Origin of the sequence: Nesterenkonia haasae (assembly GCF_010119385.1) — a bacterium.
In the GTDB taxonomy this organism is placed as follows: Bacteria; Actinomycetota; Actinomycetes; order Actinomycetales; family Micrococcaceae; genus Nesterenkonia; species Nesterenkonia haasae.
The window spans coordinates 349,637-366,523 of record NZ_VFIE01000017.1; the positions used below are offsets into that span (position 1 = coordinate 349,637).

13 protein-coding genes are annotated in these 16,887 nt (G+C 58.2%); 6 read left to right on the forward strand and 7 right to left on the reverse strand.

Features of this window, described 5'->3' with window-relative positions; all coding sequences use genetic code 11:
• Positions 1-230: 230 nt before the first annotated feature.
• Positions 231-665: an ATP-binding protein gene (locus FH975_RS01695; RefSeq protein WP_162319747.1), complete on the reverse strand. Its 435-nt coding sequence runs from the start codon at positions 663-665 to the stop codon at positions 231-233.
• Between the two features lie 121 nt (positions 666-786).
• On the opposite strand from FH975_RS01695, the gene FH975_RS01700 reads away from it, so the two are divergent.
• The 4 genes from FH975_RS01700 to FH975_RS01715 all read left to right on the forward strand — a co-directional run bounded on the left by FH975_RS01700 (position 787) and on the right by FH975_RS01715 (position 3,695).
• Entirely contained in the window at positions 787-1,182 is a 396-nt protein-coding gene (locus tag FH975_RS01700; RefSeq protein WP_162319748.1) for a DUF3054 domain-containing protein, read from the forward strand.
• A gap of 115 nt (positions 1,183-1,297) precedes the next feature.
• Positions 1,298-2,491: an alcohol dehydrogenase catalytic domain-containing protein gene (locus FH975_RS01705; RefSeq protein WP_162319749.1), complete on the forward strand. Its 1,194-nt coding sequence runs from the start codon at positions 1,298-1,300 to the stop codon at positions 2,489-2,491.
• Between the two features lie 30 nt (positions 2,492-2,521).
• Positions 2,522-3,421 carry an SDR family oxidoreductase gene (locus tag FH975_RS01710; protein WP_162319750.1) on the forward strand — a complete coding sequence of 300 codons (900 nt, stop codon included), beginning with the start codon at positions 2,522-2,524 and terminating at the stop codon, positions 3,419-3,421.
• 4 nt (positions 3,422-3,425) lie between these two features.
• On the forward strand, positions 3,426-3,695 hold the full coding sequence (locus tag FH975_RS01715) for a DUF7218 family protein (RefSeq protein WP_162319751.1): 270 nt from the start codon (positions 3,426-3,428) through the stop codon (positions 3,693-3,695).
• A 75-nt stretch (positions 3,696-3,770) separates the two neighbouring features.
• Here the strand turns inward: FH975_RS01715 and FH975_RS01720 are convergent, their stop codons facing one another.
• From FH975_RS01720 to FH975_RS01740, 5 genes are all read right to left on the reverse strand, one after another.
• Positions 3,771-4,178, reverse strand: coding sequence for a sensory rhodopsin transducer (locus FH975_RS01720; protein WP_162319752.1), 408 nt, complete (start codon positions 4,176-4,178; stop codon positions 3,771-3,773).
• Positions 4,178-5,422 carry a D-arabinono-1,4-lactone oxidase gene (locus FH975_RS01725; RefSeq protein WP_162319753.1) on the reverse strand — a complete coding sequence of 415 codons (1,245 nt, stop codon included), beginning with the start codon at positions 5,420-5,422 and terminating at the stop codon, positions 4,178-4,180. Before FH975_RS01725 ends, FH975_RS01720 begins: the two co-directional genes overlap by 1 nt.
• A 15-nt stretch (positions 5,423-5,437) precedes the next feature.
• On the reverse strand, positions 5,438-7,144 hold the full coding sequence (locus tag FH975_RS01730) for a catalase (RefSeq protein ID WP_162319754.1): 1,707 nt from the start codon (positions 7,142-7,144) through the stop codon (positions 5,438-5,440).
• 129 nt (positions 7,145-7,273) lie between these two features.
• Positions 7,274-8,314 carry an NADP-dependent oxidoreductase gene (locus FH975_RS01735; RefSeq protein WP_202922936.1) on the reverse strand — a complete coding sequence of 347 codons (1,041 nt, stop codon included), beginning with the start codon at positions 8,312-8,314 and terminating at the stop codon, positions 7,274-7,276.
• Between the two features lie 58 nt (positions 8,315-8,372).
• Positions 8,373-9,968, reverse strand: a complete 1,596-nt coding sequence (locus FH975_RS01740; RefSeq protein ID WP_162319755.1) for an NAD-dependent epimerase/dehydratase family protein — start codon at positions 9,966-9,968, stop codon at positions 8,373-8,375.
• 232 nt (positions 9,969-10,200) lie between these two features.
• Between FH975_RS01740 and FH975_RS16425 the strand changes: the two genes are divergently transcribed.
• Together FH975_RS16425 and FH975_RS01750 are read left to right on the forward strand one after the other, a co-directional pair.
• Positions 10,201-10,668, forward strand: a complete 468-nt coding sequence (locus FH975_RS16425) for a hypothetical protein (protein WP_235928266.1) — start codon at positions 10,201-10,203, stop codon at positions 10,666-10,668.
• A complete protein-coding gene (locus FH975_RS01750) occupies positions 10,665-13,934 on the forward strand; it encodes a DNA polymerase III subunit alpha (RefSeq protein WP_162319756.1) in 3,270 nt (1,089 codons plus the stop codon). Before FH975_RS16425 ends, FH975_RS01750 begins: the two co-directional genes overlap by 4 nt.
• A gap of 75 nt (positions 13,935-14,009) precedes the next feature.
• Here the strand turns inward: FH975_RS01750 and FH975_RS01755 are convergent, their stop codons facing one another.
• On the reverse strand, positions 14,010-16,844 hold the full coding sequence (locus FH975_RS01755) for an aconitate hydratase (RefSeq protein ID WP_162319757.1): 2,835 nt from the start codon (positions 16,842-16,844) through the stop codon (positions 14,010-14,012).
• Positions 16,845-16,887 lie beyond the last annotated feature (43 nt).

Here is a 16,887-nt window from a genome sequence, read left to right on the forward strand (position 1 = left end):
CTCCGAAGATCTCCTGGGCCAGCCGCGTGATGCGGTCAACGCGTTCATCAGGAGGCGTGTCCAGAACATTGAGCTCATCCAGCGCACGTTGCCGACGCTTCTCGTCGAACATTAGGGATCCTCTCAGTGTGCATTCAGGATAGTTCGTGCCCACCCTATTTCATGGAGAGGTTCAGATGCCGAAACATGGCACTACATGATTCTGCAATGTGATCACCTCGAAAGCTTGGTCACTCCCCTGGGCGACGTCTTCTCATCAGATGCCAGGTGTGTCCGTCGTCGGCTTTGTGGCTGAGCTGATCCAACGCCATCTTCGCAATGGCCAGGCCCCGGCCTGATTCGGCGAATTCGTCTGGCAAGGCCGCAGCTTCCAGGGGAAGTTCAACGGGTTCCGCATCATCCTGGAACTCAGCAGACAGCGACTCGTCGTCGACCGCGAGATCAGCAGTGACGGTCACTTCGGTCTCCGTCTCGCCGTGAGTCACAATATTGGTGGCGATTTCACTCACGGCCAGAGAAAAGAATGTTCGGTCCTCAGCAGAGACATCCCCAGTGGTGGTGTAGAGGTCCTCGAGAGTATCGAGCACCTCCTCGACGAACCCCAGCTCGGCGGTACCGGTGACTGAGGCATGAGCGCCGTCGTGATTCTTCGATGAATCCTTCATCTGCATCACAGTAGCTCAGAACTGCTCTGACGAGCACAGCATCACTCTCACCACGCGTGGTGAAACATCACGGCCCCTTGAAGCCTCAGGCACTCATATGCCGGCCAAGTATTCTGGGGTCATGATGGCTGCACTAGGTTTCGTCCTCGACGCCTTGCTGATCGTGGTGTTCGCTCTGCTTGGCAACCGTTCGCACGACTCGGGCCTATCACCGGTTGATCTCGCCTCAACAGCATGGCCTTTCCTCGTCGGTCTTGCGCTGGGGTGGTTGGTGACACGTTCTTGGGCGCGAGCCTCGCAGCTATGGCCTACGGGAGTTGTTGTCGTGGGGATCACGGTGGCCACAGGTATGGTTCTGCGTGTGCTGCTCACCGACGGTGGAGCAGAGCTCTCCTTCATCCTGGTCGCCACCGCGACTCTTGGGGTGTTTCTGCTGGGCCGGAGAGCGCTGTCTCAACGGGTGCTCCCCTTTTCTCTGACGCCTGGGGGCTCGCGAAGCCCAGAGAATCGGCCCTGACCTGGGACTTCTTTGTCGAAACCTTCGGCTGATGCTCAGCAAGCCACAAGGAAAGTGTCGCTAGCCTAGGGAGCGATCGAAGCAACGCGTCAACCTACCGTTCGAGGAGGACGCTGTGAAAGCAGTGACTTGGCAAGGCCCCCGAAAAATCTCCGTCGAAACTGTCCCAGATCCGGTGATCCAGCAGCCCAATGATGCCATCATCGAGGTCACATCGACAGCCATCTGTGGTTCAGATCTTCACCTTTATGAAGTTCTAGGACCCTTTATGACCCCCGGGGACATCGTGGGTCACGAACCGATGGGGCGGGTCGTTGAGGCTGGTCCTGACAGCAATGTTCGTCCTGACGACCGCGTCGTCATTCCCTTCCAGATCGCCTGCGGAAGCTGCTACTTCTGCACCAGAGGGTTGCAGACCCAGTGCGAAGTGACCCAGGTGAAGGATCAGGGCTCAGGGGCTCCCCTGTTCGGCTACTCTCAGCTCTACGGATCAGTTCCCGGAGGACAAGCACAGTTCCTCCGCGTCCCTCATGCTGACTATGGTCCGATCAAGGTCGGAGATGAACTACCAGATCACAGGTACTTGTTCCTCTCTGACGTTCTGCCAACCGCCTGGCAAGCGGTTGAGTACGCGCAGCGCTCTCCGGGAGAGTCTGTGGCAGTTCTCGGGTTGGGACCGATCGGCCAGTTCGCGGCGCGAATCGCCAAGCACCATGGGTTGACTGTCTACGCGATTGACCCAGTTGCCGAGCGTCGGCAGATGGCCGCACGGCACGGAGTTCTTGTGTATGACAATTCCGATTCCTCCATTGAAGCGATCCGTGACGCCACGCAGGGACGCGGTCCTGACGCGGTCATCGACGCTGTGGGAATGGAAGCTCACGGTGATCCCGAGTCGGCATTCGCGAAGATTGCCCAGCGCAGCGTGCAGTACCTTCCCGATAAGATCAGTCAACCGTTTATGGCCAAAGCCGGGCTTGACCGCATGGCAGCCATCTATACCGGAATCGACCTTGTTCGTCGGGGCGGAACACTGAGCCTCTCCGGAGTCTACGGAGGTCAGGCCTCTCCCCTGCCGATGTTGTCGCTTTTCGACAAACAGCTTCAGATCACGATGGGGCAGGCCAACGTCAAACGGTGGGTCAAGGACATTCTCCCGCTTGTGGAAGATCCCGCAGACCCTCTCGGCGTCGACGACTTCGTCACGCACCGGATGCCGATAGATCAGGCCCCAGAAGCCTATGAGATGTTCCAGAAAAAGGATGACGGATGCATCAAAGTCGTTCTGGAACCTCACCGATCCCAATGACAATTGACATGCATCATCTCTAGGAGTGTTATGACCGACAAAGCGCAGCACGATCCGCGAAGTAAACACTACGACGACGATTTGCCCCAACACAGTGACATTGGGCAGCCCGGCCTCACCTCGGAGACCACTCCTGGTCCGGATCATGGGGAAAACAGTTACAAAGGTGCAGGCAGGCTTAAGGGAAAGCGAACGCTCATTACCGGCGGGGACTCCGGGATCGGCCGTGCGGTAGCCCTCGCTTTTGCGCGGGAGGGCGCGGATGTAGCGATCGTGTACCTCCCTGAGGAGCAGGAAGACGCAGAGGCCTGCGCACAGCTGATTCGCGAAGCCGGTCAGCAATCAGCTCTCTATCCCCGCGATCTCACCGAAGACGGTGCCGCCGAGGAGATTGTCAAAGGGGCCGTCGAGGACCTGGGAGGACTCGATGTAGTAGTGCTCAATGCGGCCTATCAGCGTGCGCGTACTTCTTTCGAGGACACACCTATCTCTGAGGTGGAGACAGTCTTCGGAACAAACCTGGTCTCGCACATCGCGGTGGCACAGGCGGCAGTCCCACACCTGGCACCAGGTTCATCCATCATCACTACTACCTCGGTCCAAGCAGCTAGTCCCGCTCCCCCGCTGTTCGACTACGCCATGACCAAAGCCGCGCAGGTTGCCTTCACCGAGGTGCTTGCCACCGAGCTGGGCGAAAAAGGCATCCGGGTCAACGGTGTGGCCCCAGGCCCCATTTGGACGCCTCTGATTCCTGCCACCGGCTTCCCCGAGGACAAAGTCCAAGAGTTCGGCCAGGACACCCCTATGGGCCGTCCAGGTCAGCCGGCCGAGCTGGCAGGGGCGTATGTGTACCTGGCGTCCGAACAGGCCAGCTACACCTCAGGTGCAGTCATTCCCGTTACCGGTGGAAAACCGTTCACAGGAGGTTAGACCCATGGCTGAGCAGAGCCGGTCCAGTGTCAAAGATGAGGAACTCTACGAAAAACTCCGCGAGGAGCAAGGCTATTCCAAGGAGAAATCGGCCCGCATCGCGAACTCCGCGAATAAGGAAGGACGATCTGCCCAGGGCAAGAAGGGCGGCACCTCACCACAGTATGAGGATTGGACCGTTGCTGAGCTCCGGGAGCGAGCCAAGGAAGTCGATCTCACAGGCTATTCAGAGATGAATAAAGACGAGCTCATCGACGCCTTGCGTAATCACTGACATCACCGAAGAAACGACGACGCTGCCGGACCTAGAGCGCTCCCGGCGGCGTCGTCGTGTGCGCTGATATTTCCGTCAGAGCAGTGGCGCGGGATTCAGGTGAGAAACCGCCAGATTGCCATTGCGGGAGTCCAAATAATAGAGCTGAGCCACAACTGGTTCATCGGACTCAAGAACCAACCCGTAGGGCTTGTCCAAGTACACAGCCTCCGGCTCGATGAGGTCGTTGATGCGCTGGTGCTTCACCCGGCGAGCAGCGACAGCAACCTCGTAGGGGCCCACTGGCTCAGCGTCTTCGTAGTAGACCGTGAGCTTCACGCAGGCTGGCTGTTCTCCGGCGTTGAGCAGACAGAGCGTGTTCCGGGAGGTGAAGTCGGGCTCGAATCCAGTGCTCTGGCTCGGTGAGAAGCCGGCCGAGAACACCCAGGTCTTCTGGCCAAGGCCTCCTCCGGCGGCATCGTTGTTTCTAGACAAAAGGGCCATTACTTCTCCTCACCGAAAAGCTCATGCAGATAGTCGTTCATGAACAGGCCGTCTGGGTCCATGCTTCGGCGGATGCCATGGAATGCATCCCACTGCGGATAGAGCGGAGCCAACTCAGCGCCTTTCAGGGTGTGCTTCTTACCCCAGTGAGGCCGACCGTCGAACTGCCAAAAAATGGGTTCAATGTCATCGAAGTACCTTTTGAAAGGCAGGGTGTTGTTCTGCAGCAGCGCAATGGTCATCGAGGGGCTGCCCTGCCGGTACTCTGCCTCCGTATTGGAGAGCATCGCGTGATCCGCAGCAATGGTGCGCACCAACACTCGCCAGCCCACTTCCGCGCGATGCTTGGCCTTTACCCGCTCGCGAACACGTCGGAACGCAGCAAGGTCCTGGTCGAAAGGAAGCATGTACTCCATCTCTTCAAAGTGGAGCATGCGATCATTCGGGATGACCTCGTAATTCGGCCCGGTGACATCCTTCTTCAGCTCGGTGTAGGGCTCTCCCTCAGGCGTCAGGGCGGGTTCATCACCAGGCTTATTGAGCGTGCGCACCTGAGCGAGGTCACTGCGTGGATACCAGTAGAAGTCCATGCTGCGATTCGTCTCCACAAGCTCCGCATAGTTCTCCAACACCCAATCGATGTGCGTGATCCAGTTCAGCCGGTGCAGGTGGTGTGCTGGCTCCACACGAAGAGTCAGTGAAGTCAGTACGCCCAGCGTCCCGAAAGACACCTGAGCTGCGCGCAGCAAGTCATCGGAGACCGACTCTGCAGGCGATACCCCGGCGTCCACGCCGAAGGGCACCTCCTCCCCCAGGCCGTTGATGAGGACGCCGCCGATAAGTGTCGAGGAAAGATTCCCCAAGGTGATCCCTGAGCCATGAGTCGCGGTGGAGATAGCACCGGCAATGGCCTGGTAGTCAACATCCCCGAGATTTTCCATCGCTACACCGTGTTCGGCCAGCTGCTCGCCCAGGTCTCGCAGGCCGGTTCCCGGAAGAACTTTCGCCCACCCTGCGTCGGGTTCGACCTCCAGGACTCCGCTCATGTTGTCCAGGGACAGAAGCACGTCGCTGGTGCTGAAAATGGGCGTAGAGGAGTGGCCGGAGCCCATCGGCCGCACCGTTGCGCCGTCCCGGCCAGCGCGCTTCAGAAGCGTGATGAGCTGACCGGTGTGCTTCGGTGCGGCGATGGTCTCCGGGGTGAAGCTGACTGAACCGGACCAGTTGGTGACTCTCTCTGCCAACAGTAGTCCTCCTTCTCAGAAGCTGGTGCTGGCCCCCACCGGTGCCTTCTCCGGCGAGTACTCCAGCTGGCCTAAGCTGCCTGAGAGCACGTCCTCTGCGGTGGCCTGATGGTTCTGCACAGAAGAGGTCCACCCGCCCCACTGCTCAGGATCGAGCGTGTCACCGTTGCTGCCCAGATTCTTCAATCGCTGATGCTCAGCTTCCGTGAAGTCCTGGGTAGCAAGCGGCCGAAGATGGGCCACGTCGTCCACGGATATCCCCAGTTGCTGACCGACGCGGTGTCCGTAGTCGTCATGGACCATGAAGAAATGCCAGATCATGCGCTGCTGCACGTCTTCCTCGCAGGTGGAGAGCAGCGTGCCCATCACATCGACCAACTCGTCGCGTTCCCAGTCGTTGATGGTGCTGTAGCGACCGCGCGCTTGGACATAGTCATTGGTGCGCTCAATGCTCGCCTGGGTGAGGTGGCCGCTGATCTGCGGCGGGTTGTTGGGTTTGGCGGCAACTTCATTGAGTCCATTGTGGATGCTTGGCTCGTAGTTGACATGAGGGTTCTGTCCCGGAGCAACGTCAGTGTGGTAACTCATCTCGCCACCTCGCTGATGGGTGTGAACCTTGCCGTCGACTCCCTTGGGGTAGTTCACCGGAAGTTGGAGGTAGTTCGGCCCCACGCGGTAGCGCTGGGTGTCGGAGTAGCTGAAGGTTCGGCCGACGAGCATCTTGTCGTCGGAGAAGTCCAGACCGTCGACGAGCACGCCGGTTCCCATTGCGATCTGCTCATTTTCATTGTGGAAGTCCCGGATGTTCCGGTTCAGCGTCATAGTGCCGACATGCCGCAGGGGAAAGTCGTGCTCCGGCCAGATTTTGGTGTCATCCAGAGGGTCCCACTCCAGCTCAGGGTGGTCGTGGTCCTCCATGAGCTGTACATACAGGTCCCACTGCGGGAAATCTCCGCGCTCGATGGCTTCATAGAGGTCCTTGGATGCGGAGCCCAGCTCCTGGCCCTGCACTTTCGCAGCCTCATCTTCAGACAGCGAAGCCACCCCTTGGCGTGGCAGCCAGTGATACTTCACCAAGACCGTCTCACCCTGTTCGTTGACCATCTTGTAGGTATTGACCCCGAAGCCTTCCATATGGCGGTAGGTTGCGGGGATTCCTCGGGGGCTGAACAGATGAGTGAGCATGTGCATCGACTCCGGAGACTGGCTCATGAAGTCGAAGATGCGGTTGGGTTCCTGACGGAAGGTGATGGGATCTGGCTTGAGTGAGTGGATCACATCCGGGAATTTCAGAGCGTCGCGGATGAAGAAGACGGGCAGGTTGTTGCCCACCAGGTCCCAGTTGCCGTCCTCGGTGTAGAACTTCACCGCGAATCCACGGGGGTCGCGGGCAACTTCTGTGGAGTCCCGGCCCCCAATAACGGTGGAGAATCGGATGGCCAGGTCGGTCTTCTTGCCCGCCTCCTGAAAAAGCTTAGCCCGTGTGTATGTGGAGGCAGGCTCATCACCGATTTTGCCGGTGGCCTCGAATTCCCCGTAGGCCACAAAACCACGGGCGTGCACGACCCGTTCCGGGATACGCTCGCGGTCGAAGTGGCTGATTTTCTCTAGAAAATGGTAATTCTCCAGAGTGGCGGGGCCTCGGGATCCAATGGTGCGCTGGTTCTGGTTGTTCGTCACCGGTTGGCCCTGGCGGGTGGTGAGGATCTGGTCGTCAGCCATGACACTCCTTTGCTCCTCGTGAAAATGGGTGGACAGTCTCAGCGTATCTCTTTTACGAGTTACTCAAAAGAGGCAAACGCGCTTGTCAGGTGCACTTTACCTAGGAATATGCTGAATGCAGGCTGGAATCTATCCGGTATCACGAAGACCCGTGCGGACCACCATCTTGCCGGTGTTGGCGCCACGCATCATGCCGAGGAAAGCGTCAACAGCATTGTCGATACCATCGACGACTGTCTCGTCGTAGGCCACTTTTCCAGCAGCAAACCACTCGGTCATCCTCTCGTTGAACTCCCCGGCTCTGTGGAGGTGGTGGTTGAGGGTGAATCCCCGCATTGTGAGGCTTCGAGTGATGAAGTTAGTCAAGTTGTCCGGGCCTTTGGGCTGCTCTGTGGCGTTGTACTGTGAAATCGCGCCGCATATCGCCAACCGGCCATGGGTATTCATGACATCTACGGCTGCTTCGAGGTGGGCACCGCCGACGTTGTCGAAAAAGACGTCTACTCCCTCGCGTACCAGCTCAGGCAGTTGCTCACGCACAGGTGCGGTCTTGTAATTGAGTGCGGCGTCGAATCCGTATTTCTCTTTCAGCAGAGAGACTTTCTCATCGGAGCCTGCCGATCCGATGACGCGGTTGGCGCCCAGCAGCCTGGCAATCTGTCCAGCTGCGGTGCCTACGGCGCCGGCTGCACCTGAGATGAAAACCGTGTCGCCCGCAGCAACAGCGCCAATCTCGGTCAGTCCCACATAAGCGGTGAGACCGGTCATCCCCAGAATGCCGAGATAGAGGGAGGGTGAGGCCGCTGGAAGTTCCGGCACGGCCCGGAACATACTGGCCTCGCCCTGGGCGATATCGCGCCAACCCAGCTGGTGCAACACTAGAGTGCCGACCGGCAGGGACCCCGAGCGGGAAGCGATGACTCGGCCAACAGCGCTACCGTCCATCGTCTCACCAAGTTCAAAGGGTGGAACATAGCTTTTCGCTGAGCTCATTCGGCCACGCATATAGGGGTCAACTGAGATGAACTCATTGGCGACGCGTACCTGGTTCTCACCGAGGTCGTCGAGTGGAACGCTCACAGTGCGGAAGTTCTCTGCACTCGGCCAGCCAGCCGGACGGGATATGAGCTGGATCTGTGTACTGGACTGGTAGATGGTGTTCTCAGACAAAATGGTTCACATCCCTTTGTTTATCGAACGACCTCACACCCTAGCAGTCGGTGGCCTGCTACTCCCCCGGCACGAAAGTAGCGCGGTCAGTGCGGAAGGCCCGCTGCCTAGCATAGGTATGGACCTCGCCTAGGTCACGCCGCTGGTCATCAGCGGCTTCGACGAGCCGATCGAACACTGAAGCTTCTACTCCAAGCTCATCAGCGTAGTCCGAGAGCACTTGCCAACCCTGGCGTTTAGCAGTGACGGCGGCCAGCATCAGCTCTGTCTCCAACACCAAGGCGGCAGGTGAACGCTTCAGCGGTCGGGCGTAGGGTTTTGCGCGACTTAGTCGTTCAGCGAGCCAGAGTGCCGGGGCGGCGATGACCGGACGTGGAAACCCCTGAGCTTGAATAAGTTCGCTGAGCCACTGATGCTCAGATTCGATAGCCTCTGCCACTTGGGATAGCTGCGGGTAGACAGCGGTGTCGTCGAAAGCGTCCGCCATGGCCTGAATTCGCTGTAAGCCCGCAGTGGCTCCGGCCAGGTGATCAGCCATATAACTGCGGAGCAGTCCGGCATCAATACTGGAAGGCAGCTCATGCTCGTGGCCAGGCAAGGGATGCTCACTCGTCGCGGGTTGGCTGCGGGGTCGCAGCGGAACCGAACCGCGTCCTCTCCCTGATCCCATACCGTCGAGGAGTTCAGCTAAGGCATCCGAACCGGAGACTTCTGGCTGCCAATCGAGGATTGCACGTGCCCGAGAGGTATCCATGACCGGGGCATGCCTGGCCATCTCTAACCACCCTTCATCCATGGGAAGTATCCGAGCTCGGTGAGCTGCCCTCACCAAAGACTTCAAAGGATGAAATGGCACCGCAATCTTGGCTCCGCCGGCGCTGCGACCAGAAATGATGGAAGCGATCACCTCACCGGTGAGAAGCTCCTCGGAAGCGATATTGAACGCTCCACGAGCTCCACGAATGACCGCTTCAACGTAGGCTTTTGCGACATCGCGGGCGTGGACCGCTTGGGTTCGGATACCAGGCGGCATCGGAACCAGTGGCGGACGGACCATCTGGAGAAGCTGCACTGGGGCCAGACGTCCGGCGAAGTAGTGCTGAATCTCGGTACCTGCCTCGGCTTGGAAAATAAGTCCAGGGCGGAGTCTGGCTAGCGCAATATCTGGGTGAAGGGCTTCGAACTCATCCATGACCCGCTCTTGGGCGGCTTTGTCTTCGCTGTAGTGGGAGCCAGCAATTCCTTCGGTGCCCCAGGACTCATCGCGCGGCTGATCGTCATCCACCGCCGTGTAGGCCCCCACAGAGGAGGCGACAGCGATACGTTTCACAGAGGCTTCTGCGGCGGCTTTGAGCACATGCTCTGTACCGTCGACATTGACTCGGCGCAACAGTTCTCGCTTAGAGTTCGGCTGAATGAGCCAGCCAAGGTGGATCACAGCATCAGCTCCGGAGAACAACTTGGCGAGGGTCTTTACCGAGTCAGGAAACTGGATGTCCACAGTGGCCCAATCGGCATGACTGAACGGCTCGGACGCTGTCTCCGGTAACCTCCGCGCAAGACCCAGTACCGACGTGATCTCTTCTCTGCCAGAGAGTTCCTCCAGCACTGCCGACCCAGCGTTGCCAGTAGCTCCAACAACAACAATGCGCATGTGGTCTTCTCCCCTGGTTGACGCGATGAATTACTGACCAGCCGACCATGTTGACCTTAGCTTTTGCCGGACAGCTGCTGCGTATGAGGTACCAACAGGGACTCCACAAGCCGGGCCGTAAGGGTCTCCGGGGTTAGGCGTAAGCTCATCATTGCTATCGAATCTATGTTCGAATACGATGGGTGCTCCGCGCTTCCCATCAGGTTCGCGCCATGATGCAAGGAGCCTGACAATGACAGCACATCCGCACTATTCCTCCGCCTCGCTTGGGCTGCAGCCAAACCAAAGACCCGCATCGGGAGTGACCCGATTGGTCTCGGTAGAAGCTGCGGCAGCCTATGCGCACAGCAACGTCCCTAAAGACACTCTTGGTGCATCAGCTGAGAGTCGTATCACTGAACATGTAGAGGTGGTCGTCAGTGATCAGGGCCTGCCGCTGCACCTATGGTGGAGGGAGCGTGGATATGACGTGGTGGCTGAACCGCTGCGTTGGTTTGCCCGGCGCCGCTGGTGGACGGAGGAAACCCGCGCTGAGCGTGGCCGGGCGGGTTTGGTGTCCCAGGAAGTGTGGCGCATCCAAGTGCAGGACCCACTTACGGCTGAACGAATCACCGTTGATGTTGGCAGGAGTCTGCCAGCCGACCGCTGGCGCCTGCTGCGTCTTCACGAGAACCCGCAAGAGCCTGAGGCGGTGGAATGACGTTCACCCACCTGCATGTAGCAAGCTGCTTCTCAAGCCACTACGGAACAGCAACGCCTGGTGAATTAGCCGCCGCAGCTGCGGCAGCGGGAGCACCCGCCCTAGCTCTGACTGACCGAAACGGGATTTACGGAGCAGTCCAACACGTTAGCGCCTGTGGCGACCATGGTTTAGCACCTATTCTCGGAGCTGACCTTGCAGTGAAGGGCCATGGACGCGTCACGGTCTTGGCCCATGGCAGCAAGACGGGATACGCCGCCCTGTGTCAGGCGGTATCTGCTGCACATGAAGGAACATCCGCTACGAGCAACGGGCCTGAACCGGCACTCTCCCGGGAACGGCTTGCGCAGCTGTCACACTCTTCAAGCTCTGACTCTCCACAGCTGTTCATCCTGTTGGGGCCAGAATCTGATATCGGGATGTTGGCAGCAGAGCGTCGGTATCGCCCGGCCCGCACCGCTCTTAGACAATGGCGTCAGCTGCTGGGACCCGCTCTCTATGTGGAACTTGTTTCGCATCTTGCACCCCCGGGGGAAGAACTTTCCACTGCCCATGCGGCAAGAATGCTCTCAGCTGCGGAGGCCTGCCGTGTGCCGACGGTGCTCACCAATGCGGTGCGACTGTGCGCGGCAGATGAAGCAGCTACGGCGGATGTTCTCGATGCCGTGCGTGTGCTCAGCAGTTTGGATTCCGCCCCGCTGCAGCCCAATGACCAAGGCTGGCTTAAACCTGAATCCGAGATGCTGAGGATCGCCGACGAGATATGTGAAGCCAGCACAGCGGTGGTTAAACCTGAGAGCATTCTCTCGAGCACTGAAGATGTGGCCACTGCCTGTCAGATCGACCCCATACAACATATGACATACGGGGTGCCAAAGATCCCTGAGGCCCATGTGATCGGTATTGAGGGTTCTGCCGATGAGGAACTGCGTTTCCGTTGCGGGCAGGGGTTGGGCCCCCGACTTGAGCATCCCCAAGTGCGTCAACGGTTGGAACACGAATTAGCGATTATCGAGGATCTGGGGTTCTCCGCATATTTTTTGACTGTGGCGGAAGTGACGCGGCTCATTCAGGAACTTGGAGTGCGCTGCGCGGCCCGTGGTTCAGGGGTCTCTTCTCTTGTGGTGCACGCTCTGGGGGTGAGCCCCATTGATCCACTGAAGCATGGGCTGATCTTCGAACGTTTCCTCTCCCGGCACCGGACCACGCTGCCGGATATTGATATCGACGTTGAATCTGAGCGTCGCCACGAGATCTATCAGCGAGTCTTTGATCGGTTCGGTAGGGAGCGAGTCACTCTGATGAGCATGCAGAACGCCTACCGGATTCGCGGTGCGGTTCGGGATGCCGGTATGGCTCTGGGACTTCCTGATGAAGAGCTTGACCAGCTGGCGGAAATCATGTGGCGTTTCCCTGCTCGTGAGTTTCGCCAGGCCTTGGAAGATAAGCCAGAGCTGAAACATTTGGCTGAACGCATTGAGACTGAACGTGTCTCAGGCCGTGCTCAACTCGATCTGCTGGTCGATCTCACTGAGCGTCTTGATCGTTTGCCCCGGCATATCTCCACCCACCCCTGTGGTGTCATCCTGGGAGACAAAGACCTGCTCAGCCTTACACCTGTTCAACCAAGCGGCGTGACCGGTTTGCCGATGAGCCAATTTGGTAAAGACGATATGGATCCAGCCGGTTTCATCAAATTGGATATCCTGGGCGTTCGTATGCAGTCAGCTATTGCCCATTGTCTTCGTGAGGTCGAGCGGACCACTGGGGAATGCATCGCCCTCGAGACCATCAGCTTTGAGGACCAGGCGACCTTTGATCTGATTCAATCCACCTACACTCTGGGCTGCTTCCAGATTGAATCACCTGGTCAGCGTGAACTTATCGGGAAGCTCATCCCAGCTTCGCTGGAGGATCTCATCCTGGACATTTCGCTTTTTCGCCCCGGTCCGATGGGCGCAGGAATGGTCCGTCCGTTTCTGGAACGCCGTCACGGTTTCGAAACCACGCGATATCCGCACCCTGATCTGGTCGAGATTCTGGAGGAGACCCATGGCGTTATTGTGTATCACGAGCAAGTCCTGAGGATATTGGACACGATGACTGATTGCGGGCTTGCCGCTGCTGATGAGCTCCGTCGCTCATTGTCACAGGCGGACAAGAGCGTGGAGGTGGAATCCTTCTTCCGTTCAAGCGCAGCAGCACGTGGTTATACGCAGGAGGTCACTGATGAAGTCTGGCGTCAGTTGGCCAGTTTCGGCTCTTTCGGTTTCTGCAAGGCTCACGCTGCGGCCTTCGCTGTCCCCACGTACCAGTCTGCATGGTTGAAGACGCACTATCCGGCCGCATTTATGACGGGCCTGTTCGAACACGACCCTGGAATGTACCCACTACGGCTCTTGGTAGCTGAGGCTCGCCGTCTCGAGATACCTCTGCTTCAGATGGATGTTAATCGGTCCACTGGTCACTTCCGATTAGAGAGGACTCCAGTCACAACGACGCATTCCAACGGGGACCAGCCCGACTTCATCTGGGGGATTCGTATGGCTCTCACTACGCTAAAAGGCATATCAGAAGCTGAGATCCGCCGGATTGAAAACGCGCAACCCTTCGATTCGCTGGCTGACCTTCGGGCCCGAGCTAGACCCAGACTCAACACTATGAAGTCCATGGCGAAAGTCGGGGCCCTAGACTCGTTTCTTCCTGCAGGCACAGGACGCAATCGCCGCAATGACCTTTTTGCCTGGATTGAGCACACTGGGCAACGCAGAGCTCAGCAGACACGGACTTTCCAAGTAGCAGGTCAGTTGGCTCTGCCGATCTCTGATACTGAAGCCAGCAATCTCCCCGCCGGTCAGTCAGCTCCTACAGATACAGAAGTCTTAGCCACAGAACTTGATCTGACCAGTGTGGACACGACAGATCACGTCATGAGCGTGCATCGTGAACATCTTGCAGGAGCAGGGGTCACCTATGCCAAGGATCTGCTAAACCAGCGCAGCGGCGCCACTGTGAGGGTCGCTGGGATTCGCGTGGCTACGCAAACTCCGCCTATGGCGTCTGGAAAGAGGGTGGTGTTCATCTCTTTGGACGATGGGACCGGAGTGGTGGATCTATCCTTCTTCGATGAAGGGCAGGCCAACACTGGCCAAGCTTTGTTCGCAGCCAAGATGCTCATGGCTGAGGGAACCATACGCCGCACAGGCCCGCGTGCAGTGACCGTTCAGGCCACTCGGGCGTGGAATCTGCATGAATCAGTCAGTTGATCTGACCACTGGGGGTTAACAGCGGGGAGGGCCGGTTTGACGACCGACCCTCCCCGCTTCGCGCTCTCGTGCGGCTTACTTCACTAAGGAGCGGAGGACGTACTGCAGGATTCCGCCGTTGCGGTAGTAATTGGCTTCACCGGGAGTGTCGATGCGCACGACCGCATCAAACTCAACAGTGGAGCCATCATCCTTGGTTGCAGTGACTTTCACCGTCTCTGGAACTTCCCCGTCATTGAGTTTGGTGATCTGGGAAATACCGAAGGTTTCGAATCCGGTCAGCCCCAGAGTCTGCGCGGATTCACCCTCTGGGAACTGCAGAGGTAGAACACCCATACCGATGAGGTTGGAGCGGTGAATACGCTCGAAGGATTCAACGATCACGGCGCGAACGCCCAGAAGGCTTGTACCCTTAGCAGCCCAGTCGCGGGAGGACCCGGATCCGTACTCCTTGCCACCCAGGACCACCAGCGGGATCCCAGCCTCCTGATAGTTCATTGCAGCGTCGTAAACGTAAGCCTGCTCACCGTCATTGGTGAAATCACGAGTGAAGCCGCCCTCCACGCCGTCGAGCAGCTCGTTCTTGATCCGGATGTTGGCGAAGGTGCCCCGAATCATCACCTCGTGATTACCTCGGCGAGACCCGTAAGAGTTGAAGTTCTTACGCTCGACCCCATTCTCCAGAAGGTACCGTCCTGCGGGGGTATCCGATTTGAACGAACCAGCTGGTGATATGTGGTCTGTGGTGACCGAATCGCCCAACTTCAGCAGTACTCGCGCGCCTTCGATGTCAGTCACGGGCTCAGGTTCGAGTTCGAGACCATCAAAGTACGGTGCCTTGCGCACATATGTGGAGTTTTCATCCCAGGTGAAGGTGTCACCCTCCGGGGTGTCCAAGGACTGCCACCGGTGGTCACCGTCAAAGATCGTGCCGTACTTGGAGGTGAACATCTCAGTGTCGATGGACTCTTCGATGATCTTTTCCACCTCGATGGGATCCGGCCAGATATCCCGAAGGAACACATCTTCACCCTCGGAGTTCTGTCCCAGCGGATCATTTTCGAAATCGAAGTCCATGGTCCCGGCCAGAGCGTAGGCAACCACCAGTGGAGGAGATGCCAGATAGTTCATCTTGACATCAGGATTGATGCGACCTTCGAAGTTTCGGTTGCCTGAAAGAACCGAAGTCACTGCCAAGTCTTCATCCTGCACAGTCTTGGAGATCTCTTCTTCAAGTGGGCCAGAGTTTCCGATACAAGTGGTGCAACCGTAGCCCACCACAAAGAAACCGATCTTTTCCAAGTACTCGATGAGACCGGACTTTTCGTAGTAATCCGTGACTACCTTCGAGCCCGGTGCGATCGAGGTCTTGACCCATGGTTTCTGCGTCAGGCCCTGTTCCACCGCATTGCGAGCCAGAACACCGGCTGCGAGCATCACGTTGGGATTGGAAGTGTTGGTGCAGGAGGTGATCGATGCAATCGATACCGCCCCATGATCCAACTTGAATTCCCTGCCGTCGGGCATAGCCACCGGGATTGGGTTCGAAGGTCGGCCGACCACCGGTTCCGCAGACGGATCCATTGGCCGAGGCTTATCAGCTGGGTCTTGGGACTCATCAGGGCTGTGGGAAGGGGCATCCGAGCTGGGGAAGGACTCGTCAGAAGCCTCATCGACTTTTCCGTTGAGTGCATCGTTGACGACTGCAGTCTCCTCCGCCACATAGTTGTGGATGTCCTTGCGGAACTGCTCTTTGGCGTCGGTGAGCTCGATGCGATCCTGAGGGCGCTTCGGACCCGCGATGGAAGGCACCACAGTCGAAAGGTCGAGCTTCAGACGCTCCGAGAAGCGCAGCTCCCGTGAGGGGTCGTGCCACATTCCCTGCTCTTTGGCGTAGGCCTCGACCAGCGACAATTCCTCTTCGGTGCGACCGGTCAGACGCAGGTAGCTGATGGTGACATCATCGATGGGGAACATAGCCGCTGTAGACCCGAACTCCGGAGACATGTTGCCGATAGTGGCACGGTTAGCCAAAGGCACAGCCGCCACACCTTCACCAAAGAACTCGACGAATTTACCGACAACTCCATGCTCCCGCAGCATCTGAGTGATGGTCAGGACAACATCGGTGGCGGTTGCGCCTGCTGGGATTTGACCGGATAGTTCGAATCCGACAACCCGTGGGATCAGCATAGAGATCGGCTGGCCGAGCATAGCTGCCTCAGCTTCAATGCCACCCACTCCCCAGCCCAAAACTCCAAGACCGTTCTCCATGGTCGTATGTGAGTCGGTGCCCACACACGTATCTGGATAGGCGCGCAGCACGCCCTCGATTTCCCTGGTCATCACGACTCGAGCCAGCGACTCGATGTTCACCTGGTGAACGATTCCCATCCCGGGTGGCACCACCTTGAAGTCATCAAAGGCGGTCTGTCCCCAGCGCAGGAACTGGTATCGCTCACCATTGCGCTGATACTCGATGTCCATATTGCGTTCGATGGCGTCAGAATTGCCGAAGGAATCGATCTGCACTGAGTGGTCGATGACCATCTCAGCAGGTGCCAGCGGATTGATCTTCGACGGGTCACCACCTAGATCGGCTACAGCCTCACGCATGGTGGCTAGGTCAACCACGCAGGGAACGCCGGTGAAGTCCTGCATCAGGACCCGGCCAGGGGTGAATTGAATCTCAGTATTGGGCTGAGCAGTCTCATCCCATTTACCAACTGCTTTGATGTGCTCGGCGGTGACGTTCTCGCCGTCTTCGGTGCGGAGAAGGTTCTCTAACAGAACTTTGAGGCTGTACGGGAGGGAGTCATGCCCCTCGACCGCGTTGAGTCGAAAGATTTCATAGTCGGCGCCATCGACGTTGAGTACGCCTTTTGCTCCGAAACTGTCCACTGTGCTCACGCTTAGACTCCTTAGTCTCGTTGGCGGGCTGCCACAGCGCTGG